The organism is Cupriavidus nantongensis (assembly GCF_001598055.1).
Lineage (GTDB): Bacteria > Pseudomonadota > Gammaproteobacteria > Burkholderiales > Burkholderiaceae > Cupriavidus > Cupriavidus nantongensis.
In genome coordinates this window covers 3,072,172-3,097,749 of sequence record NZ_CP014844.1, presented here as the reverse complement: position 1 = coordinate 3,097,749, position 25,578 = coordinate 3,072,172, and the positions used below count along the sequence as shown (strand labels likewise).

Below are 25,578 nucleotides of genomic sequence, written 5' to 3'. Positions count from 1 at the left end.
CCCCCGGCGCTTCACGCCTCGTCTTGCTCACTGGCCCTGGCGCGGGTGCGCGCCGGCGCCTTTTTCTTCGCCTTGCCCTGGTTGAACGCGATCGCGGCGCGGACCAGCGCCTTGAGCGCGCGTGCGTCGATCTTGTCGCCCTCGGCGAGGTCGATTGCGCGCCATTTGTTGCCGCCCAGGCCGGCGTTGAAGAGGTGGTCCGGGTCGGGCAGGCTGGCGCCGTTGGTAAAGGTGATCTTCACCTTGGCCTTGTGGGCGTTGGCGACGGCGATCATGCCGTCGCGCGACCATACCGGGCTGCCCATCCATTTCCATTGCTCGACGATGCCGCTGTCGGCGGCGAGGATGGCCTTGCGCAGGCTGGCCAGGGTCTGGCCGCGCCAGTCGGCCAGGCCCGCGATCAGCTGGTCGATCTGTTCAGACGGATTCATCGATGCTCGTTCCTCAAGGTGCTGGCTGACCGGCTTATCATAGCCGCTCAGTGCGGTCTCGCCGACCAGCGTCAACCAGGGGGAGTTCAGCCATGGCCAACAGCACGTCCCGGACCCCGGCACGGGGCGCGCGCAAGCCCGCGCAGAAGGTCACGCAGAAGGCCGCCGTCCGGCCCGCCACCGGCAAGCCGGTGTTGCTGTCAGGCGGCAATCCGCAGATTCCGAAAGGCGATGGCGATGCGCCGGTGCAAGCCTATCTCGCAGCGATGCCGGGCTGGAAGCAGCACGCGGGCCGGCGCCTGGATGCACTGGTCGAGCGCAACGTGCCCGATGTGAACAAGGCGGTGCGCTGGAATTCGCCGTTCTATGGCAGGGCGGGGCAGGGCTGGTTTCTCAGCTTCCATTGCATGACCCGCTACATCAAGGTGGCGTTTTTCCGCGGCATGTCGCTGGATCCGGTGCCGCCGGTCGAATCGAAGGACAAGGACACGCGCTATTTCCATATCCACGAAGGCGAGGACTTCGACGAGGCGCTGCTGGCGCACTGGATCCGGCAGGCCGCGGCGCTGCCGGGGTGGAAGCCTTAGCTGCGCCCGACGGTCAGCTAGCGCTCGGGCCCGCCCGCTGGCCTATATTGAAGTCCTGCGCGGCATTGCGTCGGCGTGTTGCTTGTCGGCGCCTGAGCGACCGCGCGAACAAGGAGCGCGCCATGAAGATCGCCAGCATCGAAGCCATCGCCCTGCGTATTCCGTTCACGGTCGGCGGCGTGTCGGCCGCGGGGGTCTGGGGCGGGGCCGGCATGCAGGCCGCCGACTCGCTGCTGCTCAAGGTGAGTACCGATGACGGCCTGGTCGGCTGGGGCGAAACCTTCGGCTTTGTCGGCGTTCCGGCGGCCCGGGCGGCGATCGAGCAGATGCTCGCGCCGGCCTGCATCGGCCGTGATGCGAGCCAGATCGATGCGATTGGCCTCGACCTGCAGCGCAGCTTCCATGTGTTCGGGCGCAGCGGGCCCTTGTTCTATGGGCTGTCGGCGCTCGATATCGCGCTGTGGGACCTCTGCGGCAAGGCGGCGGGGCTGCCCGTTTGCCGGCTGCTCGGCGGCGCGCGGCGCCAGCAGTTGCCGGCCTACGCCAGCCTGATCCGCTATGCCGACGCCGAAGCGATTGCGGTCAATGTCAGGCGCGCCATCGCCGATGGCTATCGCAGCCTGAAGCTGCACGAAGTCGACCTGGCCGTGATCCGCGCTGCGCGCGCGGCCGCGGGCCCGGATATCGAAATCACGCTGGATACGAACTGTCCATGGACGCTGCATCAGGCCGTCGACATGGCCCGCGCCCTGCAGCCCTTGTCGCTGCGGTGGCTGGAAGAGCCGCTGTGGCCGCCCGAGAACTACGCCGGACTGGCGGCGCTGCGCCGGCGCTGCGCGATCCCGCTCGCCGCCGGCGAGAATGCCACCACGCTGATGGAATTCGAGCACCTGCTGAACATCGGCGCCGTCGATGTGGTGCAGCCCAGCCCGGCCAAGATGGGCGGCATCAGCGCCCTGCGCGATGTCTTTGCCCTGGCCAGGGCGCACAACGCGCAGGTGATGGTCCATACCTTCTACGACGGCCCCGGCCTGCTGGCCGCCATGCATGCCACCGCGGCGCTGGGCGATGCCGACGCCATGATCGAATGGCGGTACTTCGACATGGCCGCGCAAGTGCTTGGCAATGCCGTGGTGCCGCGCGACGGCATGATCGCGCTGCCCGCGGGCCCGGGCCTGGGCCTCGACCCCGATCCCGAAGTGATCCGGCGCTACCGCGTCGGCTGACGCCCGCGCTCAGAAGTCGACCTTCTCTCCCGGCTGCGGCACGATCACGGTTGCCGCGGCACCAGTGCCCAGTGCCGCCTTGAATTGCTCCGGCGTGCCGCTGGCTTGCGGCGAAGTCTGGTAGTGGATCGGAATGGCGAAGCGCGGCCGGATCAGGTCGCGCACGGCGATTGCGGCATCCTGCGGTCCCATGGTGGAATGCCCGCCGATCGGGATCAGCACCAGATCCGGCTTGTAGATCTCGGCGATCAGGCGCATGTCGCCGAACAGCCCGGTATCGCCCATGTGCCAGATGCGGAAGCCGTTTTCCAGTTCGATGATGTAGCCTACCGGCTCGCCGCCGTAGTGGGTTTCGTCCTTGCCGGTGGCCGGGTTCTTCAGCGCCAGTTCCGACGAGTGTTCCGCGTGCACCGCCGTGACCTTTGGGCCAGAGGGGCCGAACGGCATCACCGTGCCGCTCTTGCCGAAGCGCTGCACCTGCGCCTCCGGCACCAGGCCCAGGCTGACCAGCGCCCGGCCCAGGCCGCCGCCGTTGTACACCGGTGCGTTGGTCAGCCGGGCCAGCGCCGGGGTATCGCCGAGGTGGTCGTTGTGGGCATGCGTGACCAGGATCAGGTCGACCTTGCCGAGCGCGGGCAACTGCTTGAAAGCCGGCGGGGTCTTCGGATTGCTGGTCAGCCACGGGTCGATCACGATGACCTTGCCGCCCGGCGTGGTGATGCGCGTGGCGGCCTGGCCCAGCCACAGCACTTCGGCCTTGCCCGCGGTGGGCTGGGCGGGCGCTACCGGGCGCGGCGCGTCCGCCGGCGGCGTGGGCGTGGCACAGGCGCCGAGCACGGCGGTGAGAGTGATCGTCGTGAGCGCTGCGAGCATCCTCGCAAGAGGTTTGAGCATGTCCTTGCTCCGTGAGTGGATCGATGCCGGATCGATACGCAATGCAGCCCGGAGCGCTAGCGCACAAAGATGCCCAGGCCTTCGTGGTCGTAGAACTCCAGCCACACGCGGTCGCTCGAAAACGCGGCCTGCGAGATCGTGCCCGGCATGGCGTTTTCATTGACCAGCGTGAAGGTGAAGATATCGCCGTCCCAGTGGCTCAGCGGCAGCACCAGCGGCGTCGCGCCCAGCGTCATCACCAGCGTGCCGCCCTGGTCGGCAACCTGCAGCGGACCGTAGTAGTCGTTGCGGTAGGTGCCGGTGTAGGCCGACAGCGCGCGCGCCGGCAGCGGATTGGCCGGGCGCGGCTGTCCCACCAGCCGGCCTTCCGGCTCAAGCAGCGGTGCCAGCGCATCGCCGTAGATCTTGCCCCAGTCGCGGCGGATGGCGCCGTATTGCGCCAGGTCGAAGAACTGGGCGCTCAGCGTTTCCGGCACGCCGATGGGCTGCGCGTTGGTCAGCGTCACGATCGCCAGGTTGAGCTCGGGCACTGCCATGAAGCTGGTCGCGGCGCCCAGCGCAAAGGCGCCGGAGTGGTTGAGCGAGGTCAGGCCCAGTTCGGTCGTGCCGACATTGAAGCCATAGCCATAGTAGCCGGCGGGGCGGCCGCCGGCGGGCGGGTTGCTCTGCATTTGCGGACTTACCGCGGGCGCCAGCGCGGCGGCGTCGATCACCCGCTGTCCACCGGACTCGCCTTTGGCGAGCAGCATCGCCAGCCATCTGGCCATGTCGTTGACCGACGCACTGACGCCGCCCGCAGGTGACTGCGCATCGGGCATCCGCACCGTGCCCTGTACCCAGTTGCCATTGACGCGCACGTGGCCGAGCGCGCGGTTGTCGCGCGCGGCATAGTCGGCAAAGCGCGAGCTGGTGCGCGTCATGCCCAGCGGCTGGTACAGCGCCTGTTCCGACAGCGTGGCCCAGTCGGTGCCGGCGGCGACGGCAACCGCTTCGGCGGCGGCGGTCATGCCGAAGTTGGTGTACGCGTAGACCGCGCGGAACGGATGCAGCGGCAGGAAGCGCAAGCGCGTCAGCACTTGCTGGCGGTCGTAGCCCATGTCCTCGAGACGGTCGCCGGCATGGTCTGGCAGGCCGGAACGATGGGCGTAGAGGTCGCCGATGGTCACGTCCGTCGAGACCTCGGCATCGGCCAGCGTGAACCAGGGCAGGTGCGTGCGCACCGGCGTATCCCAGCTGATGCCGCCGCGGCCGACCTGGCGCGCGACCACCGTGGCGCCGATCGACTTCGACACCGAGGCCAGCTGGAACACGGTGTCGGCATCGACCGGCGCGGGATCGGTCACCAGCCGGCGGCCGAAGCCCTTGGCGTAAACCGTCTGGTTGCCGCGTACCACCGCGACCGCCATGCCGGGCACGCGCGAACTGGCCATCAGGTCGGCGACCAGCTTGTCGAGCTGCGCGATGGCCTGGGTGATCTGTGCCGCGGGGACCGGCTCGGGCGGCGGGGGCGCGGGCGGCGGCTCGTCGTCGTCGCCGCCGCACGCCGGCAGCGCCGGGACCAGCAGGCCGCCCAGCGCGGCTCCCAGGAAACGGCGACGCTCTTGCAGTTTGCCCACGGTAGTTCTCCGTTATGACGCGGAACAGGCTGAGGCGGGCCGCGGCCTGTGGATGGAACTACTGTATGCGATCGATAGAGCGGCGGCGAAGAAGAGAGCGGTTTCGACGCTGCAAATAGCAAAAGGCCCGCACTTCCGTGCGGGCCTTTGCCTGAAACTTGGTGCCCAGGAGAGGACTCGGTCACGCATGCGCGACCCCGGCTGCGCTTGCAAGCGCAGCCCTTCTCGTCCTCACGAAAAGCGCTCAAGCGCTTTTTCTTCCTGGGCGGAAAAGAAAAAAGGCCTGCATGCGCAGACCTTTTTTGAATCGTGGTGCCCAGGAGAGGACTCGGTCACGCATGCGCGACCCCGGCTGCGCTTGCAAGCGCAGCCCTTCTCGTCCTCGCGAAAAGCGCTCAAGCGCTTTTCTTCCTGGGCGGAAAAGAAAAAAGGCCTGCATGCGCAGACCTTTTTTGAATTGTGGTGCCCAGGAGAGGACTCGAACCTCCACAGTGTTGCCACCGCTAGGACCTGAACCTAGTGCGTCTACCAATTCCGCCACCTGGGCAGGTGGTGAGCCGCGAATTCTACCGAAGGCGGCGGAATTTGCAAGCCCTTGCGCGGGCGCCGTGCGAAAAAATTTTGGCGACCGTGCTCAGCTTCGGTCGTGGCGACCGCCGCTCATCAGAACGACGGCACCATCGCGCCCTTGTACTGCGCCTTCATGAACTGGCGCACGTCTTCCGACTGGTACGCGGCCACCAGCTTCCTGACCCACGGCTTGTCCTTGTCCTGGGTGCGCACCACGATGATGTTGGCGTACGGGCTGTGGATGTCTTCCAGCGCAATCGCATCCCTGGTCGGCTGCAGGCCGGCGGCGAGCGCGTAGTTGGTGTTGATCACGGCGGCGCCGACATCGGGCAGCGCGCGCGCCAGCTGGGCCGCATCCAGTTCGACGATCTTCAGCTTCCTGGGGTTCTCGGCCACATCCAGCGGCGTGGCATTGGAGCCGTTGGTGCCGGCGCCGGCCTTCAGCTTGATCACGCCTTGCGCCTGCAGCAACAACAGCGCGCGGTTTTCATTGGAGGGATCGTTGGGCACTGCCACCTTGGCGCCCTGTGGCAGGTCCTTGGGCGACTTCAGGTTCTTCGAGTAGATGCCCAGCGGCGAGATATAGGTGTAGCCCACGCTCTGCATCTTGTAGCCGCGCTGCTTCACTTGGCTGTCAAGGTAGGGCTGGTGCTGGAAGCTGTTGGCGTCCAGGTCGCCGGCGTCGAGCGCGGCGTTGGGCTGCACGTAGTCGTTGAACTCGACCACCTTCACGTTCAGGCCATTGCGCTTGGCCACCTTCTGGACCACTTGCCAGACTTCGGCATCCGGTCCGCTGACCGTGCCGACACGGATGGTCTGTTCCTGGGCCGAGGCACTGCCGGCGGCGATAAAACCCACGGCGGACACAGCTGCCGCCAGACGCTTGATGAAAGACGTGCGCATAAGGAGTGGTGAAGATCTTGTTGTGATGTGGCGAGTGAGAGGCAATCGCAGGGCAGGGATCGCCTGTCCGCAGCGAGGGCACAGATTAACGCAATTGCGTGCGGATGGCGCGGCGCGGACGATTCTGGCGTCTATTTCTTTTTCATAAGCTTATGAAGCCATGCTGCGGCCGCCTGCCGGCATTAAATGCCCCGCCGCGTCGGCTCAGTCGGCAAACACTTCGCGCAGGGTCCGCAAGGAGTCCGCCACGGTGCGCTCGCTCAGGCCGCCCGCCCGCTTTACCAGCCGGGACTTGTCGACGGTGCGCAGCTGGTCCAGCAGGATCAGGCCGGTCTTGCGCTGGAACGTCACCGGGATGCGAAACGGTGCCGGCCGGCTGCCGGTGGTCATCGGCGCCACCATCACCGTGCGCAGGTAGTCGTGCATCTCCGGCGGCGACAGGATGACGCAGGGGCGCGTCTTCTCGATCTCGCTGCCGACGGTGGGATCGAGCGCGACCAGCCAGACATCGCCGCGCGCTACCATTTCAGCTCCGCGTCGTCGGCGTTGGGCAGCTCGCCCAGCACCAGGGTATCGTCGCCGGCCGCGGCGATCTGCCGGCTGGCTTCGGCCCAGCCTTGCCGCGGCGCCTGCCGGGGCCGGCGCATCACCAGCGTGTCATTCACGATTTCCATTTCCACTTCATTCTCCAGACCCAGCTGTGCCAGGATTGTCTTGGGGATCAGGACACCTTGCGAGTTGCCCATCTTGCGGATCGTTGCCTTCATGTCTTGTTGCTCATGGTGTGGCCAGTATTGACGGCAGCACAATGTTATTACAACGCGGGCATCAAGGAAACAGGCAGGCACGACCCTGCATGGAAATGTGACATCGCGGCGCAGCCGGCAACAGGCGAATAGTCCGAAAACGCCCACGCCGTGCGCAGCGGCCGGCTCAGTCGGCGACAGTCCCGTAGCCCTGGCCCTTCCATTCGATAAAACACAGCCCGTGCCCGAACGGATCCGACAGCGTGGCCTGCCGTCCCCAGGCGAATTCCTGCGGCCAGTCCTCGATCTCGGCGCCGGCCTCGAGCGCGCGTTCGATGGCCTGCTCGAGGTCGGTGACGACGAAATCGAGGTGAACCGGGGTCCAGTGGCGGCGATAGTCGCGGCGGGTCGCGGCGCGCGTGGTCGGGCGCGTGCCCGCGGGCTTGGCGAGCAGGTAAATCGGCGCATTGCCGCCCAGCATTTCGGCGACGGAGCCGTCGAACAGCTTGCGGCCCAGCCGCAGCCCCAGCCCCTGCGCGTAGAAATCGATGCCGCGCGCCAGATCGTCGACATCGATATTGATCAGCAACTCCATCACAGCCTCCTGCAGCGTTCCGTGTGAAAGCGGCCGCATTGTGCGCCGGGTCTCCTGACAGCTGCTGTCAGGAGTGATGTTTCAGCCGGGCGCGGCGTTCCCGCGGGGGGCTTCCAGCCGGTGCGAGTCTGGCCGATATCTGAGAAAGCCGGGTCGGCATAATGTTGCAGTGCGCAGACAAAAAGGTCTCGCGAATACGCGGAGACTTCATAATATCGACTTATCGCAAATGGGAGAGTGAAGTTGCGTTTCGAGCACTTGGTTGAGATCAATGATCCGGGCAACCCGCAGCTGGAGCCGCTGACGGCCGAGCAGGTGTGGCAGGGCCTGGTGCTGCGCGCCGAATCTCCCGAGCTTTTCGTGCTGGGCCTGGACCGCGCCGAAGTGGTGGACCGCGGCGACAACTGGATCGACCGCGTCCTGCATTTCGGCGAGGCTTCGATCGAGGACCACGTGGTCTACGAGCCGCGCCGGCTGGTGCGCTATGAAACCGCGGCCACGCCCGAGCATGCCGGCGGCACGCTGACCATGGCGATCGAAACGCCGGGTCCGGGCGCGCTGCTGCTGCGCTTTATCTACGACACCACCATGCCGGCCGTCGATGCCAGCGGCGACGACCGCTACGCCGAGATCGTCAAGTCGGCCTACCACGCGGCCGACATCGACACCGTCCGCAAGATCCGCGAGATCGCCGACACCGGGCGGCTGGGGTGAGCGAGGGCCCCGCCACGCCGGAGGGTTCCGGCCAGCGGCCAGGTCTGCCGACCCGGCAGGCACTGCGCGCGCGCTACGGCGAGCGGCTGCGCTGGCTGGTGCTGGCGACGCTGATGCTGGGCACGATCTCGTCGATCGTCTCGTCCACCATCGTCAATGTGGCGATTCCCGACCTGAGCCGGCATTTCGTGCTGGGGCAGGAGCGCGCGCAATGGGTCGCGGCCAGCTTCATGATCGCGATGACGCTGTCGATGCTGCTGACGCCCTGGCTGCTGAACCGCTACGGTCTGCGGCGCACCTTCCTGGGCGCGTCGCTGCTACTGGGCGCGGGCGGGCTGGTCGGCGGTTTCTCGCCGACCTACGGCGTGATGATCGCCATGCGCGTGGCCGAGGGCATCGCCGCGGGCATCATGCAGCCGCTGCCCAATATCCTGATCCTGCGGGTGTTCGAGGAACGCGAGCAGGGCAAGGCGATCAGCCTGTTCGGCTTCGGCGTGGTGCTGGCGCCGGCGCTGGGGCCCAGCCTGGGCGGCTTCCTGGTCGAGGCCTTCGGCTGGCGCTCGATCTTCTTCGTGGTGGTGCCGCTGACGCTGCTGGCGGTGCTGATGGCGCGCCGTTTCATGGCGGTGGACTCGATCATGATGGGCGAGCGCCAGCCGCTGGACTGGCGCGGCCTGGGCCTGGCCGGCATCGCCACCGTCAGCCTGCTCAACGGCGTGGTCGAGATGCGCGAGAGCGTGCCCGCGGGGCTGGCGCTGTCGGGCTTCGGCGTGCTGATGCTGGCGGCATTCGTGATGTGGCAGCTGCGCGCGGCGTACCCGCTGATGAATATGCGGCTCTACAGCTACCGGCAGTTCGCGGCCGGGGCGGTGGTGGCCTTTATCTATGGCGCGGGCCTGTTCGGCTCGACCTACCTGTTGCCGGTCTACATGCAGATGGCGCTGGAATACACGCCGTCGCGCGCGGGCCTGGTGCTGTTCCCGGCGGGCGTGGTGCTGGCGCTGACGATTGCGGTGGCGGGGCGCTTCACGCACCGGATCCCGCCGCATGTGCAGGTGTCGTTCGGGCTGGCGCTGCTGTCGTTGTCGTTCCTGCTGATGGCGCTGGGCTCGCGCGCGACGCCCTACCTGGTGCTGGTGGGGCTGGCGGTGCTGGGTCGGATCGGCCTGGGCTGCATCCTGCCGTCGCTGACGCTGGGCGCGATGCGCGGCGTGGACTTCACGCTGATCGCGCAGGGTTCGAGCTGCATCAACTTCCTGCGCCAGCTGGGCGGCGCCATCGGCGTAAGCCTGGCCGGGGTGGGGCTGCAGTGGCGCCTGGCCGAGCATGGCGCGTTGCTGGGCCAGGCCGGCGACAGTGCGCTGCAGGCGGCGCGCATCCGCGCCTTCGATGAAACCTTCCTTGCGGTCGGCGTGGTGATCGCCAGCGCGATGCTGGCGGCCTGGCGCATCCGGCCGCGTCCGGCGCCGGCGGCCTGAAGCCGCCGCGCGCCGGAATCCTTCAGCTGGCGGCGCCGCTGCGCAGTTCTTCCACCAGTGCGATGTACTGCTCCATCGCCTGTTCGCGCGCGGTGCCGCGCAGCGCTTCCCACGCCTCGAACTTGTAGCGGCCGACGAAATCGGTCATGCCGGGCTTGTCGCCGTGGGCATCGCCTTCGCTGCCTTGCTTGAACAGCGCGTACAGGCGCAGCAGGGACATATTGCTGGGGCGCTCGCTCAGTTGCTTGACATCGATCTGGGCCTGTTCGAAGCGTGCCTGCAGGTCTCTCATGGGGTTTCCTCCGTGTGGACTGTCTTGGATTGCGAATATGCAGCCCGATGATAGCCGCCCGGCGCGGCCGCGCCGTCCGTATAAAACCGAAGAAGCCCTCGATTCCGGGCCCAACGGCTACAATCGCGCCATGTCCTGGATTCTTGCTGTTGAAACTTCTACGGAGTGGTGCTCGGTCGCGCTCGGACGCGCGGCAGGCGCCGGCCTCGAGTGCCTGGTGCGCCATGAGCACACCGGCGCACGCTCGTCGGCTCGCGTGCTGCCGGCCGCCGGCGAATTGCTGGCCGAAGCCGGCATTGCGCTGGCCGATTGCGCGGCCATTGCCTTTGGTGCCGGCCCGGGCTCGTTCACCGGCCTGCGCACCGCCTGTGGCGTGGCGCAGGGGCTGGCGTTCGGCGCCGGCCTGCCGGTGGTGCCGGTCAACACGCTGATGGCCTGCGCCGAACGCGCCCGTGCCGCCACGCCGGCGCTGCCGGACGGCACCGCGGTGCTGGTGGCGCTGGATGCGCGCATGGACGAGGCCTATGCAGCGGCCTTTGGCTGGAGCACGGCCGCGCAGGAGTGGGCCGAACTTACGCCGATGCAGGTCGGCGCGCCCGAAACCGTGGCCTTGCCCGACGGCGAATTCTGGCTGGCCGGCAACGCGTCCACGGTGTTTGGCGAGCGCCTGGCGGGCCTGGCCCGCCCCGCGCGCGTGCTGCCCGAGGCGATGCCCCATGCGCAGCCGATGGTTGCCCTCGCGCTGCGCGCGCTGGCGCGCGGCGAGGCCATCGACGCCGACCAGGCCATGCCGGTCTACCTGCGCGACAAGGTTGCCCAGACCATTGCCGAACGCGAGGCCGCGTCGGCGGCGCGCGCGGCGGCCCAGCCGGGGAGCGCATCGTGAGCGCCGCCTATCCCCTGGCGGACCGCCACCACTGGCCGGAGGTGCCGGCCATGCCGGCGCTGCCCGACGGCTGGTCGCTGGGCCGCATGAGCGCGCTGGACCTGCAGGCGGTGGCGGGCATCGAGGCGCGTGCGTACAGCCATCCGTGGACGCGCGGCAACTTCGAGAACTCGGTCAAGTCCGGGCATCTCGGGCTGACGCTGCGCGATCCGGCCGGCACGCTGGTGGCCTACGCCGTGCTGATGCCGGTGGTCGATGAAATGCACCTGCTCAACATCACGGTCGAGCCGCAGCGCCAGCGCCAGGGGCTCGGGCGCCTGATGCTGGCGGTGGCGCTGGCGACCTCGCACGCGCACCGCATCCACACCATGCTGCTGGAGGTGCGACCTTCCAACACCGGCGCAATCGCGCTGTACCAGGCCGCCGGGTTTGCCGAGATCGGGCGTCGCAAGGGCTATTACCCGGCGCCTGGCGGCAAGCGCGAAGACGCGCTGGTGCTGCGCCGTGCCTGGCCGGCACAGGCCGCCGCCAACGAAGGCACGGAGGGCCAGGCATGAGCCGCCGTGCGCAGTTCCTCGAGGTACTGGGGATTCCGACCGAATGGGTGCCGCGCGTGTCGCGGGCGGCGCAGGCAGCGGCGCAGCCCGACATAGCGGTGCAGCCGGCCGCGGTGCCGGCAGCCGAGCCCCCCGCTGCGGTGACGGCTGCTCCCGTGGCTGCGGCGGTTGCGCATCCCGAGGCGCCGCCGCCAGTCCGTGAGCCGGTTGCCCCATCGCCGTTTTCTGCCGGGCCAGCGCAAGCCGATGCGCATGCCGAGCGCGAAGCCGCCATCGCCGCGATGGACTGGCAGGCGCTGGATGCCGCGGTGGCGGGCTGCACCGCCTGCGGCCTGTGCCAGACCCGTACCAACACGGTGTTCGGCGTGGGCGCGCGCCAGGCCGAATGGATGCTGGTGGGCGAGGCCCCCGGCGAGAACGAAGACCTGCAGGGCGAGCCCTTCGTCGGCCAGGCCGGCAAGCTGCTCGACAATATGCTCGGCGCACTAGGGCTGGCGCGCGGGCGCAATGTATTCATCGCCAACGTGCTCAAATGCCGCCCGCCCGGCAACCGCAATCCGGAAGCGGAAGAGGTGGCGCAATGCGAGCCGTTCCTGCGCCGGCAGATCGCGCTGGTCCGGCCCCGCGTGATCGTGGTGCTGGGCCGCTTCGCTGCCCAATCATTGCTGCGCACCACCACGCCGATCGGCAAGCTGCGCGGCACCGTGCATGCGTACGAAGGCATTCCGGTGGTGGTGACCTACCATCCCGCCTACCTGCTGCGCACGCTGACCGACAAGGCGCGCGCCTGGGAAGACCTGTGCCTGGCCCGTGAGGTCCACGACCGTGCGGGAGCTGGGGCCTGACCTCTCGCTGACCCGCGGCGGCGACGGCCATGGACCGTCGCAGGCGCCGCTGTGGCGCCGCGCCGCGTCGGCACGCGCGCGCGACCTGGCGTGGACCACGCTGTCGCCGCCGCTGCTGGACATGGTGCCCGGCGCCGCGCTGGCGCGCTGGCCGGCCGGCACCCTCGAGGCCTGGCAGCGCTGGCTCGAAGGCGCGGATCCCGCCGCGCTGCCCGCGACCATCGACGAACTGGCCGACGGCCACGCCGCGCTTGCCGCCGATGCCGACCACGACCCCGCCAACCGCAGCCTGCGCCTGGGCCGGCATGCCGAGCGGCTGCTGCATTTTGCCTTGCGCCATATGCAGGGGCTGTCGCTGCTGGCCGCCAACGTGCCGGTGCGGCGCGCCGGCCGCCACGGCGTGCGCACGCTGGGCGAGCTGGATTTCGTCTGGCGCGAGCTGGACTCGGGCGCGGTGGTGCACTGGGAGATGGCGGCCAAGTTCTACCTGATGGCGGCGGGCGGCGGCCAGCCGCCGCGGGCGCAGGACTTCGTCGGCCCGAACCTGGTCGACCGCCTCGGCGACAAGCTCGGCCATATCGTGCACCGCCAGCTGCCGCTCGGGCATACCGCCGAAGCGCGCGCCGCGCTGGGCCATACCGTCGACCGCAGCGAGGTTTACCTGCTGGGCTGGCTGTTCTATCGCGACGGCCAGGTGCCGGCCGGGCTGGAGACGCTGGGGATCGCGCCGGACCACTTGCACGGCTGGTGGTCGACGCTCGATGCCTGGGCTGAGCGCGCGGCAGCGCGCCCTGGCTTGCGCTGGTGCCGCCTGCCGCGTACCGGGTGGCTGTCCGGCGCGCTGGTGCCGGAAGCCGGCACAGCGGACGCCGCCACGCTGCAGGCGCTGCTGGCGCAGCGCTTTGCCGATCCGCGCCATGACCACGGCTGGCGCCGCGAGTCGCCGGTGATGCTGTGCGAGCTGGAGCCGGCCGGACCGCAGGCGCCGGGCTGGTGGCGCGAATGCTCGCGCGGGTTCGTGGTGCCGCCGGGATGGCAGCAGCGGGCGCTGGCACGCACCGAAGAGCCGCCGCGGGCAGGCGCGCCGGCGGGGCAGAACGACGCCTGACGCGCACTGGCCGGCCGCGCCGCGGCCGCGCCGTGAGGGGACTAGTGGTGCTTGTCCTCGCCGATCATCGCCAGCGAGTTGAAGGTGCGCACGTTGTACTTGTGCAGCTTGAGCACCAGCGCCATGGTCACGCAGATAAACAGGCCCAGCGCGATGATGACCACGCCGATCGGCACGTTGAGCTTGATCAGCAGCGCGTACAGGCACAGCATCAGCAGCACCGAGACGTTCTCATTGAAGTTCTGCACCGCGATCGAGTGCCCGGCCGACAGCAGCACGTGGCCGCGGTGCTGCAGCAGCGCGTTCATCGGCACCACGAAATAGCCGGACATCGCGCCCACCAGCATCAGGAACACGTAGGCGATGGCCATGTACAGCGGCATGTGCAGGCCCATCACGTCGAGCGTGACCTGCGGCATCGCGTCCTTGGTGTAGAACGCCATCAGCATCACCGTCGCGCCCATCGCCACGCCGAACGGCAGCACTGACAGCGACTTGCGCAGCGGAATCCGCGCCGCCGCCAGGATCGCGCCGACGGCCACGCCCACGGCCACCACCGCCTGCAGCAGCGCGCCCTGCGACAGGTTCAGGCCCAGCGATTTCTCGGCCCACTTCAGCACGATGAACTGCAGCGTCGCGCCCACGCCCCAGAACAGCGTGGTCACCGCCAGCGAGATCTGGCCCAGCTTGTCGCGCCACAGCGCCAGGAAGCAGTCGCCGAACTCGGCGATCAGCTTGATCGGGTTCTTTTCCTGCGCCGGATAGCGCGCGCCGGTGTCGGGGATAAACAGGTTGAACAGCGAGGCGATCACGTAGAACAGCATGATCACCACCATCGCGGCCTCGGCCGGGGTGTCGATGCCGGTGTTGATGAAGGGCAGGTCCAGGCGCAGCAGCATTCCCGAGACATGCACGGAAATCAGCGCACCGCCGACCACCGTGCCGAGGATGATCGAACCCACCGTCAGGCCCTCGATCCAGCCGTTGGCCAGCACCAGTTTTTCGGGGGGCAGCAGCTCGGTCAGGATGCCGTACTTGGCCGGCGAATACGCTGCCGCGCCGAAGCCGACCACGCCGTAGGCCAGCAGCGGATGCAGCCCGAACATCATGATGGCGCAGCCGACCACCTTGATGGCGTTGGTGATGAGCATCACCCGCCCCTTGGGCATCGAGTCGGCGAAGGCGCCGACGAAGGCGGCAAGAATGACGTAGGAGAGAACGAAGAACAGCTTGAGCAGCGGGGTCATCCACTGCGGGGAATGCAATTCGGTGAGAAGGGCGATGGCGGCGATCAGTAAGGCATTGTCGGCCAGCGAGGAAAAAAACTGCGCGGCCATGATGGTGTAAAAACCCTTCTTCATGCTGTCGACTTTCTCTCCATCGCGCGCTCCATTCAGGGTAGGCAGGCTGGTGCCGGCCGCAGAGGCCATGGTTTGCAGGGAACCTTGTGCCGCGGCCGTGTCGAATTGTGTCGCAGGTGCTGCGCTGCGGCGCCGTGAGGCCTGCCTGACAGTCATTGACATAATGCTTCGCTTTTAGAACATGGCCGGAGCGTCCGGCTTTATATCACGAAAACATGACATTCCCGAACCCCGGCAACGGCTCTTTTTGACAGCAGATTGCCTTGCCGATTCCCCGATGACCCCCGGCAACAGTATCCGAATGTGTTCAAATAACGGCTGCCACCGCGGCCCGCCGGACCGGTCGTTCCGTGATCTGGTGTGCGCCCGGCGAGATATGGTGACGGGGATACCTGGGCGTGCCAATTGCGGGCATCCCGCATATCCGTCGCCACAACCGCCGCCACGGCCGTCAGCGACATTGGTCGCGATCCGTGCTGCGGCACACCGACAGGTGACGTTTGCGCCATCGATACTGAGACAGAGCCGTCCCTCCAGCCTGCGCCCTGGGCGTAACCGCGCGCCGCTGCCGGCTTTGTCCGCCACCCTGATGTGACTTCCAATGCCAAGACCGATCCAAGCCGTCATCCACCAGCCCGCCCTGGCCAACAACCTCGACGTGATCCGCCGCAAAGCCCCGAATGCGCGTGTCTGGGCGGTGGTCAAGGCCAACGCCTACGGCCATGGCATCCGCCGCGTCTTTGCCGCGCTGCGCGGTGCCGACGGCTTCGGCCTGCTGGACCTGAATGAGGCCGTGCTGCTGCGCGACCTCGGCTGGCAGGGCCCGATCCTGCTGCTGGAGGGCTTCTTCCAGCCGCAGGACATCGCGCTGATCGAGCAATACCGGCTCACCACCGCGATCCACTGCGACGAGCAGCTGCGCATGCTGGAAAGCGCGCGCCCCAAGGGCCCGCTGGCGATCCAGCTCAAGCTCAACACCGGCATGAACCGGCTCGGCTTCCATCCGGCGCAATACCGCGCCGCCTGGGAGCGTGCGCGCGCCATGCCGTGCGTGGGCAGCATCGTCCATATGACACATTTTTCCGATGCCGACGGCCCGCGCGGCATCGCCCACCAGGTCGAGGCCTTCGACGCCGCCACCGCCAACCTGCCGGGCGAGGCCAGCCTGTCGAATTCCGCCGCGGTGCTGTGGCATCCGCAAGCGCACCGCGCCTGGGTGCGTCCGGGCATCATCCTTTACGGCGCCTCGCCCACCGGCCGCGATGCCGATATCGCCGGCACCGGGCTGCAGCCGGCGATGTCGCTGCACAGCGAGCTGATCGCGGTGCAGGACCTGCAGCCGGGCGATACCGTCGGCTATGGTTCGCTGTTCACCGCGGAGCGGCCGATGCGCATCGGCGTGGTCGCGTGCGGCTATGCCGACGGCTACCCGCGTCACGCCTCGGGCTGGGGCGAGCAGCGCGCGCCGGTGCTGGTCGACGGCGTGCGCACCGAGCTGGTCGGGCGCGTGTCGATGGACATGCTGTGCGTCGACCTGACGCCGTGCCCGAAGGCGCGCGTCGGCAGCCCGGTCACGCTGTGGGGCCAGGGCCTGCCGATCGACGACGTGGCGCAGGCCAGCGGCACCGTAGGCTACGAGCTGATGTGCGCGCTGGCGCCGCGCGTGCCGACCACGGTGGCGACGATCACGGCATCGGACAGCGCCGCGCCTGCGGTCGCCTGATGTAGCCTGATTTGCCTCGATAAGCGGGCCGGGTCGCGAGCCGGTTCGTTTCGGGCCCGGCTCGATTTTTTTCTGCAAGGACCTCCGTTGGCCAAGAGCAAGACTGTCTATACCTGTACCGAATGCGGCGGCACCACGCCGCGCTGGGCCGGCCAGTGCCCGCATTGCCAGCAGTGGAACACGCTGGTCGAGACCGTGGCGGAATCCGCCGCGAACAAGCGCTTCCAGCCGCTCGCGGCATCGGCCACGGTGCGCAAGCTGGCCGAGATCGAGGCTGCGGACGTGCCGCGTTTTTCCAGCGGCATCGACGAGTTCGACCGGGTGCTGGGCGGCGGCCTGGTGTCGGGCGGGGTGGTGCTGATCGGTGGCGATCCCGGTATCGGCAAGTCGACGCTGTTGCTGCAGGCGCTCGCCAACCTGGCCGGGCAGCGCCGCGTGCTCTATGTCAGCGGCGAGGAATCGGGCGCGCAGATCGCGCTGCGCGCGCAGCGCCTGGGTGTGGAAAGCCCGTCGCTGGGGCTGCTCGCCGAAATCCAGCTGGAGAAGATCCAGGCCACGCTGGAAGCGGAAAAGCCCGAGGTCGCGGTGATCGATTCGATCCAGACGCTGTATTCCGAGGCGCTGACCTCGGCGCCGGGGTCGGTGGCACAGGTGCGCGAATGCGCGGCGCAGCTCACGCGCATCGCCAAGAGCAGCGGCACTACCATCATCCTGGTCGGCCACGTGACCAAGGAGGGCAGCCTGGCGGGGCCGCGCGTGCTCGAGCATATCGTCGATACGGTGCTGTATTTCGAAGGCGATACCCATTCTTCGCACCGGCTGATCCGCGCCTTCAAGAACCGCTTCGGCGCGGTCAACGAGCTGGGGGTGTTCGCGATGACCGAGCGCGGCCTGCGCGGCATCAGCAATCCGTCGGCGCTGTTCCTGTCGCAGCATGAAGAAACCGTGCCGGGCTCGTGCGTGCTGGTGACGCAGGAAGGCACGCGGCCGCTGCTGGTCGAAATCCAGGCGCTGGTCGATACCGCGCACGTGCCCAACCCGCGCCGGCTGGCGGTGGGGCTCGAGCAGAACCGGCTGGCGTTGCTGCTGGCGGTGCTGCACCGGCATGCGGGCATCGCCTGTTTTGACCAGGACGTGTTCCTGAACGCGGTGGGCGGGGTCAAGATCACCGAACCCGCGGCGGACCTGGCGGTGCTGCTGTCGATCCACTCGTCGATGCGCAACAAGCCGCTGCCGCGCGGCCTGGTGGTGTTCGGCGAAGTGGGGCTGGCCGGCGAGATCCGCCCCAGCCCGCGCGGGCAGGAGCGCCTGAAGGAAGCGGCCAAGCTGGGCTTTACGCTGGCCGTGATCCCCAAGGCCAATGCGCCCAAGCAGAAGATCGACGGGCTCGAGGTGATCGCGGTGGAACGCATCGAGCAGGCCATCGACCGCGTGCGCCACCTGGACTGAGCCATGGGCAACGACATCGCCTTCGAGACCGGCCGCTTGCGGCTGCGCCAGTGGCGCGATCAAGACTATGCGCCGTTTGCCGCGCTCAATGCCGATGCGCAGGTGATGCGCTATTTCCCGGCGCCGCTGACGCGCGCCGAAAGCGATGCGATGGCCGCGCGCTGCCGCAGCCTGATCGCGCTGCACGGGTGGGGCGCCTGGGTCGTCGAACGCAGCGCGGACGATACCTTCCTCGGCTTTGTCGGACTGCACGAGCCCGCCGCCACGCTGCCGTTCGCGCCGTGCGTGGAAATCGCCTGGCGGCTGGCGCGGCATGCCTGGGGCCAGGGCTACGCCACCGAGGCGGCGCGCGGCGCGCTCGCCTACGGCTTCGGCCGGCTCGGGCTGGAGGAAATCGTCGCCTTCACCACGCTTGCCAATGCCCGCTCGCGCGCGGTGATGGAGCGGCTTGGCATGCGCGAGGATGCGGTGGGATTCGACCATCCCGCCTTGCCGCCGCAGCACCCGTTGCGGCCGCATTGCCTGTACCGCCTGCAGCGCGCGGCGTGGCAGGCAGCGGGCGCATGATGCCGATGTGCCAATCCGCCGCGGGGCAGCGGGCCGGCGCCGCATGTGGCGCCGACGGCAGGCGCGGCAAAATCGGTAATAATGCGCAGCATAGCCGCGCCCTCGCACTGACGGCAACGACTTACCGGATCACCTGAGTTCCAATGATGCAAGCCAATTCCCGCGCCTATTTCCTGCTGATTGCCATCGTCTCCTTCGCCCTGGTCGGCGTCGCGCTCTACCTGCAGTTCGAAAAGGGCTACCAGCCTTGTCCGCTCTGCGTGATGCAGCGCTTCGCCTTTGTCGGCATCGGCGTGTTCTCGCTGCTGGCCGCGGTGGCGCACAACACCCGCTCGCTGTGGCAGGGCCTGGGCATGCTGTCCGGCATTGCCGGCATTGCGGTGGCGGTCTATCACGTGTCGCTGCTGCTCAATCCCAAGGCTTCGTGCGGCATCGATCCGCTCGAGAACTGGGTCAATGCGCTGCCCACCGCCAAGGTGCTGCCGCAGCTGTTCTACTCCGACGGCCTGTGCACCGCGCCGCTGCCGCCGGTGCTGGGGCTGTCGGTGCCGGCATGGTCGCTGATCTGGCTGTTCGTGCTGACGCTGACGCTGGCGGTGGGGCTGATCCGCAGGGAGAAGAATTTCCGCTGAAGGGTGGGGGAGTTCGAATGAAAAACCGGCGCTGTGTGCGCCGGTTTTTTTTTGCTTTGGCCGCAGCGGCATCCCCACCTGAGGGTTTGCTCCCCTCTCCCTCTGGGAGAGGGGCGGGGGAGAGGGCAGTGCATCCACGAAGTGACGCGGCTCGATGCTTGCCACGCGCCGGCCCTCTCCCCCGGCCCCTCTCCCGCAAGCGGGCGAGGGGAGCAAACCGTCGCGGAAGACGTCAGGCAATCTGCTCGATCTGCTCCTGCAGCTCCAGCCACTTCTCTTCCAGCGTCTCGAGCTCGCCGTTGACCTCGCCCTGGCGCTTGAGCATTTCCATCAGCTTCGTCTTGTTGGCCTCGGCATAGCTGCTTTCGTCGGCCATGAACTGGTCGATCTCCTCCCTGGCAGTCTGCAGCACCGCCATCCGCTTCTCGACCTTTTCCAGTTCCTTGGTCAGCGGCTTGCGCAGCGCCGACAGCCGCTGGCGCTCGTCGGCTTCGGCGCGGCGCTGGTCCTTGCGGTTGACCGTCGCTGCGGCATCGCCGGCGGCCTCGGACTGGTGCGCCGCGGCCGCGGCGTTGCGCTTGGCCGCGGCCTGCTGCAGCAGCCAGTCGCGGTAGTCGTCGAGGTCGCCGTCGAACGGCCGGATGGTGCCGTCGGCCACCAGCATGAACTGGTCGGCGGTGGCGCGCAGCAGGTGCCGGTCGTGCGAGACCAGGATCAGCGTGCCTTCGAACTGCGCCAGCGCCATGGTCAGCGCCTCGCGCGTATCGAGGTCGAGGTGGTTGGTCGGTTCGTCGAGCAGCAGCAGATTGGGCTTCTGCCAGACGATCAGCGCCAGCGCCAGCCGGGCCTTTTCACCGCCGGAAAAGGGCTCGATCGGCGTGGTCGCCATGTCGCCGCGGAAGTTGAAGCTGCCGAGGAAGTCGCGCAGCTCCTGCTCGCGCACGTCGGGCGCCAGGCGCGCGAGGTGCTGCAGCGCGGAGTCGTGGTCGCGCAGCGTTTCCAGCTGGTGCTGGGCGAAGTAGCCGATCTGCAGGCCCTTGCCCAGCCGCAGGTTGCCCTTGAGCGGATCCTGGGTCCCGGCCAGGGTCTTGACCAGCGTCGACTTGCCCTGGCCGTTCGCGCCCAGCAGGCCGATGCGCTGGCCGTTCTGGATCGACAGCGCCAGGTTGTGCAGGATGGTGACGGGCGGATCGGCCTCGGCATAGCCGCAATCGACGCCGTCGAGCACCATCATCAGGTTGGGCGCGGCATCGGGCTCGCGGAACTCGAAGGCGAAGCCGGCGGCGACGTGCACCGGCGCCAGCCGCTCCATCTTCTCCAGCGCCTTGACCCGGCTCTGCGCCTGGCGCGCCTTGGTCGCCTTGGCCTTGAAGCGGGTGATAAACGATTCCAGGTGCGCGATTTCCTTCTGCTGGCGCACGTAGGCGGCCTGCTGCTGCGCCATCTGCTGCAGCCGCAGGGTCTCGAACAGCGTGTAGTTGCCGCCGTAGCGGCGCAGCTGCTGGTTCTCGATATGCACCGTGACATTGCAGATCGCGTCGAGGAATTCGCGGTCGTGCGAGATCATCACCAGCGTGCCGGGATAGCGCGCCAGCCAGTCTTCCAGCCAGACGATGGCGTCGAGGTCCAGGTGGTTGGTCGGTTCGTCGAGCAGCAGCAGGTCCGACGGGCACATCAGCGCCTGCGCCAGGTTCAGGCGCATGCGCCAGCCGCCCGAGAACGACGCCACCGGCTGCGATACCTGCGCCAGCGTGAAGCCCAGGCCCAGCAGCAGGGCCTCGGCCCGCGCCGGCGCGGTGTAGCCGTCGGCATCGGCATAGGCGGCGTGGGCTTCGCCTTCGGCGCTGCCGTCGCCGCTGGCCTGGGCCGCGGCAATGGCGGCCTCGATCTCGCGCAGGCGGGTGTCGCCGTCGATCACGTAGTCGACCGCGGTGCGGCTGACCGCCGGCGTTTCCTGCGCCACGTGGGCGACGCGCCACTGCGCCGGCACGCTGACATCGCCGCCGTCCGGATGCAGCTCGCCGCGCAGCAGTGCGAACAGCGTCGACTTGCCGCTGCCGTTGGCGCCGACGAGGCCCACGCGCTCGCCCGGGTTGAGCGTCACGCTGGTGTGGTCGAACAGCACCTTGGTGCCGCGCTGAAGGACTAGCTGGTCGATTCGGATCACGGGAGGGGAAATGCCTGAGTGAAAAACAGAAAAAGCGCCGTGAACGCGGGCCGCGGCCGGCGCTGTGGCGCTGGCCCGCATTGTAGCGTTTCCGGTGCGCGGCACGCCGTGCCGGTGCAGGCAGCGCGCCAAAGCGGGTCGAAGCACGTTAAAGCGCGTTGACGCGTGCACCGGCAAAGTGCCGGCAAAGCCCGCGAATCTAGGGATTACCCTTGGTCTCGCAAAACTCTATTTTCTTGGAAGTCGGTTGCGTGTAAATTAATTTTCACAACGACGCGCCCGCTGATGCGCGGTCGATCAACCGCTTCCACCATGCCCATAGGCCATTCGATCTCGGACCGCATTGCACGCAGCCTGCCGGCGCTGACGCCGGCGCACCGCCGCATGGCGGAATACGTGCTGGCCAACCTGTTTCGCGCAGCGACCATGCGCATCGATGAATTCGCCGCGGCGGTGGAGGTATCGGTAGCGACGGCCAACCGCTTTGCGCGCGCACTCGGCTTCGATGGCTATCCGCAGTTCCGGGCCGAGCTGGTGCGCGGGTTCGAAGCCACGCTGGCGCCGGTGGAGCGGCTGCGCAGCGAGCTGGAACGACCCGCCACCGTGGCCGAAGTGTTCGCCGCCTCGCTTGAGGATGCGGCCGCCAATGCCGAAGCTACGCGGCGCGGCATCGACGCGCGGGCGTGCGAGCGTGCGGTCGCGGCGATCCTTGGTGCGCAGCGCGTCTACGTGGCCGGCTTCGGCGCCAGCGGGTTTCTTGCAGGCCTGCTGCAGCACGGCCTGGAAATGCATTGCCGCATGGTGACCTCGGTGGCCGGTGCGGGCGGCGCCTCGCACGCGGCGCGCCAGTTGTTCAAGCTGCAGCCGAGCGACCTGCTGATCGTGATCGCCTTCCCGCGCTATGTCACCGACACCATCGAGCTGGCCCAGCGCGTCAAGGCGCACGGCGGCCAGGTGCTGGCGCTGACCGACGGCCCGACCTCGCCGCTGGCGCCGCTGGCCGATATCGCGCTGTATGCGCAGGCCGGCAACCGGCTTTCGGCCAACTCCGATGCCACCGTGCTGGCGCTGATCGAGGCGCTGTGCGGCGCGGTGGCGCACCGGGCCGAACGCCCGGTCAAGGCCGCCGCCGAAATGACCGAATTCCTGCTGCCGTGGCTGTATCGCACGCCCGATGCCGAGCCCGCGCGCCGGTCCGCGCCGATGCCAGTGCCACCCACCGAAGCCAAGCCCGGCGCGCGCCGCGCGCGGTCGTCCAACACCCGGTCCAACACCCGCAAGTCCTGAGTCCCCGAACCAATTTATGCAAGCAGCTGTCATTGCCATCCATGGCGGCGCCGGCACCATCACCCGCGCGGCGATGGATGCGGCCCGCGAACGCGAATACATCGAAGCGCTGCAACACGTGCTGCAGGCCGGCCAGCGCATCCTGGCCGATGGCGGCAGCGCGCTCGACGCGGTCACCGAGGCGGTGCGCCTGCTCGAGGAATGCCCGCTGTTCAACGCCGGCAAGGGCGCGGTGCTGACCCATGCCGGCACCTATGAACTGGATGCGGCGGTAATGGATGGCGCCACCCTCAATGCCGGCGCGGTGGCCTGCGTCACGCGCCTGCGCAACCCGGTGCTGGCCGCGCGCGCGGTGCTCGAGCACAGCGAGCACGTGCTGTTTGCCGGCGCCGGGGCCGAGGCGTTTGCCCAGGCGCAGGGCCTGGAGCTGGTAGCGCCCGACTACTACTTCACGCAGGCGCGCCACGAGCAATGGCAGCGCGCGCGCGGCAATGCCGGCATGGCGCTGCTGGACCACGACGCCGCCACGCTGGCCGCGCAGCAGGCGCGCGGCACGGAACCGATCGATCCCGACAGCAAGTTTGGCACGGTCGGCGCGGTCGCCTGCGACTGCCGCGGCAACCTCGCCGCGGCCACTTCCACCGGCGGCGTCACCAACAAGCAGGTGGGCCGCGTCGGCGATACCCCGCTGATCGGCGCCGGCTGCTATGCCGACGACGTCGCCGCGGTGTCCGCCACCGGTACCGGCGAGATGTTTATCCGCACCGTGGCCGCGCACGACGTGTCCGCGCAGATGCGCTACGCGGGCCTGTCGCTCGAGGAATCCGCCCGTCGCGTGGTGATGGAAAAACTGCAGGCCATCCAGGGCCGCGGCGGCCTGATCGCGGTCGACCGCGCCGGCAACGTCACGCTGCCGTTCAACACGGAAGGCATGTACCGCGGTGTCGCCCGGGTGGGCGAAGCGGTCAACGTTTCGATCTACGGCTGACGCGCAGTACCACGGCATCAGGCAGCAACAGAAGGAGTTCCCCAGTGGCCACTACCCCTGCGCAAGCGCACGCTTCCGCCTCCGGCATCGCACTGCCGCCCGAGCGCGTCGTCTCGGTGAACGGACTGACCGTACGCTTCGCTACCTCGGAGCGCACCGTCGAGGCCGTGCGCAACCTGTCCTTCCATGTCGACCGCGGCGAGACGCTCGCGGTGGTGGGCGAATCGGGCTCGGGCAAGTCGGTGACCTCGCTGGCGCTGATGCGGCTGGTCGAGCACGGCGGCGGCAAGATCGCGTCGGGCAGCATGGTGCTGCGCCGGCGCGGCGGCGAGGTGATCGACCTCGCGCGCACCGACAACGCCACGCTGCGCAGCGTGCGCGGTGCCGACGTGGCGATGATCTTCCAGGAGCCGATGACCTCGCTCAACCCGGTGTTCCCGGTGGGCGAGCAGATCGCGGAATCGATCCGCCTGCACCAGGGCAAGAGCCGCGCCGCGGCGCGCGCCGAAGCGCTGCGCATGCTGGAGCTGGTGCGCATCCCGGAAGCGCGGCGCGTGCTCGAGCGCTATCCGCACCAGCTGTCCGGCGGCATGCGCCAGCGCGTGATGATCGCGATGGCGCTGTCATGCAAGCCGGCGCTGCTGATCGCCGACGAACCGACCACGGCGCTGGACGTGACCATCCAGGCCGAGATCCTGCAACTGATCCGCGGCCTGCAGGCCGAGATGCAGATGGGCGTGGTCTTCATCACCCACGACATGGGCGTGGTGGCCGAGGTGGCCGACCGCGTGCTGGTGATGTATCGCGGCGAGAAAGTGGAAGAGGGCACCTCCGACGACGTGTTCCGCGCCCCGGCCCATCCCTACACGCGTGCGCTGCTGTCGGCGGTGCCGCGCCTGGGCGCCATGCAGGGCACCGACCTGCCGGCCAAGTTCCCGCTGCTGCGGCTCGACAGCGCCAGCCCCGAGCCGGCCGCACCGCAGGATACGGTAGCGAGCGGCGCGGCGCCGATCCTGCGCGTGCAGGACCTGGTCACGCGTTTCGATGTGCCCGGCGGCCTGTTCGGCCGCGTGACGCGGCGCGTGCATGCGGTGGAGAAAGTCAGCTTCGACCTCTATCCCGGCGAAACGCTGGCGCTGGTGGGCGAATCCGGCTGCGGCAAGTCCACCACCGGCCGCTCGCTGCTGCGCCTGGTGGAAAGCCAGAGCGGCACCATCGAGTTCAACGGGCAGAACATCAGCCAGCTCGAGGGCGCGGCGCTGCAGACGCTGCGCCGCAATATCCAGTTCATCTTCCAGGACCCGTTCGCTTCGCTCGATCCGCGCGTGCCGGTCGGCTATTCGATCATGGAGCCGCTGCTGGTGCACAAGGTCGCCAGCGGCAAGGAGGCCGAGCAGCGCGTGGCCTGGCTGCTCGACAAGGTGGGGCTGGACCCGTCGCACGCGGCGCGCTATCCGCACGAGTTTTCCGGCGGCCAGCGCCAGCGCATCTGCATTGCGCGCGCGCTGGCGCTGAACCCCAAGGTGGTGGTCGCGGATGAATCGGTGTCGGCGCTGGACGTGTCGATCCAGGCGCAGATCGTCAACCTGATGCTGGACCTGCAGCGCGAGCTCGGCATCGCCTTCCTGTTCATCTCGCACGATATGGCGGTGGTGGAGCGCGTCAGCCATCGCGTGGCGGTGATGTACCTGGGCCAGATCGTCGAGATCGGCCCGCGCCGCGCGATCTTCGAGAACCCGCAGCACCCGTACACGAAGAAACTGATGTCGGCGGTGCCGATTGCCGACCCGGCGCGGCGCCACCTGCGGCGCGAGCCGCTGAACGACGAGATCCCCAGCCCGATCCGCGCGGTCGGCGACGAGCCGGTGGTGCAGCCGCTGGTGCCGGTCGCGGGCAGCGGGGCGTCCGGTCATTTTGTTGCGCGGCACGCCGTTGGCGGCGCCTACTGAAACGGAA

The 25,578-nt window shown here is 68.5% G+C and carries 25 protein-coding genes and 1 tRNA gene; 15 read left to right on the top strand and 11 right to left on the bottom strand.

What is annotated here, in order from left to right; all coding sequences use genetic code 11:
* Positions 1 to 11: 11 nt before the first annotated feature.
* A complete protein-coding gene (locus A2G96_RS14280; RefSeq protein ID WP_062800250.1) occupies positions 12 to 431 on the bottom strand; it encodes a DUF1801 domain-containing protein in 420 nt (139 codons plus the stop codon).
* A 92-nt stretch (positions 432 to 523) separates the two neighbouring features.
* Here A2G96_RS14280 and A2G96_RS14275 point away from each other — a divergent pair, with 92 nt between their 5' ends.
* Complete coding sequence (locus A2G96_RS14275) at positions 524 to 1,018, top strand: DUF1801 domain-containing protein (protein ID WP_174549303.1); 495 nt, start codon at positions 524 to 526, stop codon at positions 1,016 to 1,018.
* 122 nt (positions 1,019 to 1,140) lie between these two features.
* Positions 1,141 to 2,244 carry a mandelate racemase/muconate lactonizing enzyme family protein gene (locus A2G96_RS14270; RefSeq protein WP_062800248.1) on the top strand — a complete coding sequence of 368 codons (1,104 nt, stop codon included), beginning with the start codon at positions 1,141 to 1,143 and terminating at the stop codon, positions 2,242 to 2,244.
* A gap of 9 nt (positions 2,245 to 2,253) precedes the next feature.
* On the opposite strand, the gene A2G96_RS14265 is transcribed toward A2G96_RS14270, so the two are convergent.
* The 7 genes from A2G96_RS14265 to A2G96_RS14235 form a co-directional block, all read right to left on the bottom strand.
* Positions 2,254 to 3,138: a metal-dependent hydrolase gene (locus A2G96_RS14265; protein WP_231909574.1), complete on the bottom strand. Its 885-nt coding sequence runs from the start codon at positions 3,136 to 3,138 to the stop codon at positions 2,254 to 2,256.
* A gap of 56 nt (positions 3,139 to 3,194) precedes the next feature.
* Positions 3,195 to 4,754: a serine hydrolase gene (locus A2G96_RS14260; protein ID WP_062800244.1), complete on the bottom strand. Its 1,560-nt coding sequence runs from the start codon at positions 4,752 to 4,754 to the stop codon at positions 3,195 to 3,197.
* A gap of 460 nt (positions 4,755 to 5,214) precedes the next feature.
* Positions 5,215 to 5,301, bottom strand: a tRNA-Leu gene (locus A2G96_RS14255).
* Positions 5,302 to 5,417: 116 nt separating this feature from the next.
* Entirely contained in the window at positions 5,418 to 6,227 is an 810-nt protein-coding gene (locus A2G96_RS14250; protein WP_062800242.1) for a MetQ/NlpA family ABC transporter substrate-binding protein, read from the bottom strand.
* Between the two features lie 204 nt (positions 6,228 to 6,431).
* Positions 6,432 to 6,752, bottom strand: a complete 321-nt coding sequence (locus tag A2G96_RS14245) for a type II toxin-antitoxin system PemK/MazF family toxin (RefSeq protein ID WP_062800240.1) — start codon at positions 6,750 to 6,752, stop codon at positions 6,432 to 6,434.
* Positions 6,746 to 6,994, bottom strand: a complete 249-nt coding sequence (locus A2G96_RS14240) for an AbrB/MazE/SpoVT family DNA-binding domain-containing protein (RefSeq protein WP_062800238.1) — start codon at positions 6,992 to 6,994, stop codon at positions 6,746 to 6,748. The genes A2G96_RS14245 and A2G96_RS14240 overlap by 7 nt, the downstream gene beginning before the upstream one ends.
* A 166-nt stretch (positions 6,995 to 7,160) precedes the next feature.
* Positions 7,161 to 7,568 carry a VOC family protein gene (locus A2G96_RS14235; protein WP_062800236.1) on the bottom strand — a complete coding sequence of 136 codons (408 nt, stop codon included), beginning with the start codon at positions 7,566 to 7,568 and terminating at the stop codon, positions 7,161 to 7,163.
* A 243-nt stretch (positions 7,569 to 7,811) separates the two neighbouring features.
* Here A2G96_RS14235 and A2G96_RS14230 point away from each other — a divergent pair, with 243 nt between their 5' ends.
* On the top strand, positions 7,812 to 8,282 hold the full coding sequence (locus A2G96_RS14230; RefSeq protein ID WP_062802196.1) for an SRPBCC family protein: 471 nt from the start codon (positions 7,812 to 7,814) through the stop codon (positions 8,280 to 8,282).
* Positions 8,279 to 9,760, top strand: a complete 1,482-nt coding sequence (locus A2G96_RS14225) for a DHA2 family efflux MFS transporter permease subunit (RefSeq protein ID WP_062800235.1) — start codon at positions 8,279 to 8,281, stop codon at positions 9,758 to 9,760. The genes A2G96_RS14230 and A2G96_RS14225 overlap by 4 nt, the downstream gene beginning before the upstream one ends.
* Before the next feature lie 22 nt (positions 9,761 to 9,782).
* Here A2G96_RS14225 and A2G96_RS14220 read toward each other — a convergent pair whose 3' ends face one another.
* A complete protein-coding gene (locus tag A2G96_RS14220) occupies positions 9,783 to 10,052 on the bottom strand; it encodes an acyl-CoA-binding protein (protein WP_062800233.1) in 270 nt (89 codons plus the stop codon).
* A 130-nt stretch (positions 10,053 to 10,182) separates the two neighbouring features.
* Here A2G96_RS14220 and tsaB point away from each other — a divergent pair, with 130 nt between their 5' ends.
* From tsaB to A2G96_RS14200, 4 genes are read left to right on the top strand one after another with little or no spacing between them, the layout of a single operon-like run.
* Complete coding sequence (gene tsaB / locus A2G96_RS14215; RefSeq protein WP_062802195.1) at positions 10,183 to 10,938, top strand: tRNA (adenosine(37)-N6)-threonylcarbamoyltransferase complex dimerization subunit type 1 TsaB; 756 nt, start codon at positions 10,183 to 10,185, stop codon at positions 10,936 to 10,938.
* Entirely contained in the window at positions 10,935 to 11,495 is a 561-nt protein-coding gene (rimI, locus tag A2G96_RS14210) for a ribosomal protein S18-alanine N-acetyltransferase (protein ID WP_082818967.1), read from the top strand. Before tsaB ends, rimI begins: the two co-directional genes overlap by 4 nt.
* Positions 11,492 to 12,340 (top strand): uracil-DNA glycosylase, encoded by an 849-nt coding sequence (locus A2G96_RS14205; RefSeq protein ID WP_062800227.1) that lies wholly within the window; start codon positions 11,492 to 11,494, stop codon positions 12,338 to 12,340. Before rimI ends, A2G96_RS14205 begins: the two co-directional genes overlap by 4 nt.
* A complete protein-coding gene (locus A2G96_RS14200; protein WP_082818966.1) occupies positions 12,306 to 13,448 on the top strand; it encodes a DUF1853 family protein in 1,143 nt (380 codons plus the stop codon). Before A2G96_RS14205 ends, A2G96_RS14200 begins: the two co-directional genes overlap by 35 nt.
* 41 nt (positions 13,449 to 13,489) lie before the next feature.
* Here the strand turns inward: A2G96_RS14200 and lplT are convergent, their stop codons facing one another.
* Positions 13,490 to 14,809 carry a lysophospholipid transporter LplT gene (gene lplT, locus A2G96_RS14195; protein WP_062800223.1) on the bottom strand — a complete coding sequence of 440 codons (1,320 nt, stop codon included), beginning with the start codon at positions 14,807 to 14,809 and terminating at the stop codon, positions 13,490 to 13,492.
* 601 nt (positions 14,810 to 15,410) lie between these two features.
* On the opposite strand from lplT, the gene alr reads away from it, so the two are divergent.
* The 4 genes from alr to A2G96_RS14175 all read left to right on the top strand — a co-directional run bounded on the left by alr (position 15,411) and on the right by A2G96_RS14175 (position 19,180).
* Positions 15,411 to 16,532 carry an alanine racemase gene (gene alr / locus A2G96_RS14190; protein WP_062800220.1) on the top strand — a complete coding sequence of 374 codons (1,122 nt, stop codon included), beginning with the start codon at positions 15,411 to 15,413 and terminating at the stop codon, positions 16,530 to 16,532.
* 87 nt (positions 16,533 to 16,619) lie between these two features.
* Positions 16,620 to 17,981: a DNA repair protein RadA gene (gene radA / locus A2G96_RS14185; protein ID WP_018007627.1), complete on the top strand. Its 1,362-nt coding sequence runs from the start codon at positions 16,620 to 16,622 to the stop codon at positions 17,979 to 17,981.
* A 3-nt stretch (positions 17,982 to 17,984) separates the two neighbouring features.
* Positions 17,985 to 18,548, top strand: coding sequence for a GNAT family N-acetyltransferase (locus A2G96_RS14180; protein WP_062800218.1), 564 nt, complete (start codon positions 17,985 to 17,987; stop codon positions 18,546 to 18,548).
* Between the two features lie 146 nt (positions 18,549 to 18,694).
* A complete protein-coding gene (locus tag A2G96_RS14175) occupies positions 18,695 to 19,180 on the top strand; it encodes a disulfide bond formation protein B (RefSeq protein WP_062802193.1) in 486 nt (161 codons plus the stop codon).
* A 232-nt stretch (positions 19,181 to 19,412) separates the two neighbouring features.
* Here the strand turns inward: A2G96_RS14175 and A2G96_RS14170 are convergent, their stop codons facing one another.
* Positions 19,413 to 21,347 (bottom strand): ATP-binding cassette domain-containing protein, encoded by a 1,935-nt coding sequence (locus A2G96_RS14170; RefSeq protein ID WP_062800216.1) that lies wholly within the window; start codon positions 21,345 to 21,347, stop codon positions 19,413 to 19,415.
* A gap of 312 nt (positions 21,348 to 21,659) precedes the next feature.
* Between A2G96_RS14170 and A2G96_RS14165 the strand changes: the two genes are divergently transcribed.
* The 3 genes from A2G96_RS14165 to A2G96_RS14155 are packed head-to-tail and all read left to right on the top strand — an operon-like array spanning position 21,660 to position 25,571.
* On the top strand, positions 21,660 to 22,634 hold the full coding sequence (locus A2G96_RS14165; protein ID WP_062800213.1) for a MurR/RpiR family transcriptional regulator: 975 nt from the start codon (positions 21,660 to 21,662) through the stop codon (positions 22,632 to 22,634).
* A gap of 16 nt (positions 22,635 to 22,650) precedes the next feature.
* Positions 22,651 to 23,622 carry an isoaspartyl peptidase/L-asparaginase family protein gene (locus tag A2G96_RS14160; RefSeq protein ID WP_062800210.1) on the top strand — a complete coding sequence of 324 codons (972 nt, stop codon included), beginning with the start codon at positions 22,651 to 22,653 and terminating at the stop codon, positions 23,620 to 23,622.
* 44 nt (positions 23,623 to 23,666) lie between these two features.
* Complete coding sequence (locus tag A2G96_RS14155) at positions 23,667 to 25,571, top strand: dipeptide ABC transporter ATP-binding protein (protein ID WP_062800207.1); 1,905 nt, start codon at positions 23,667 to 23,669, stop codon at positions 25,569 to 25,571.
* Positions 25,572 to 25,578: the final 7 nt, after the last annotated feature.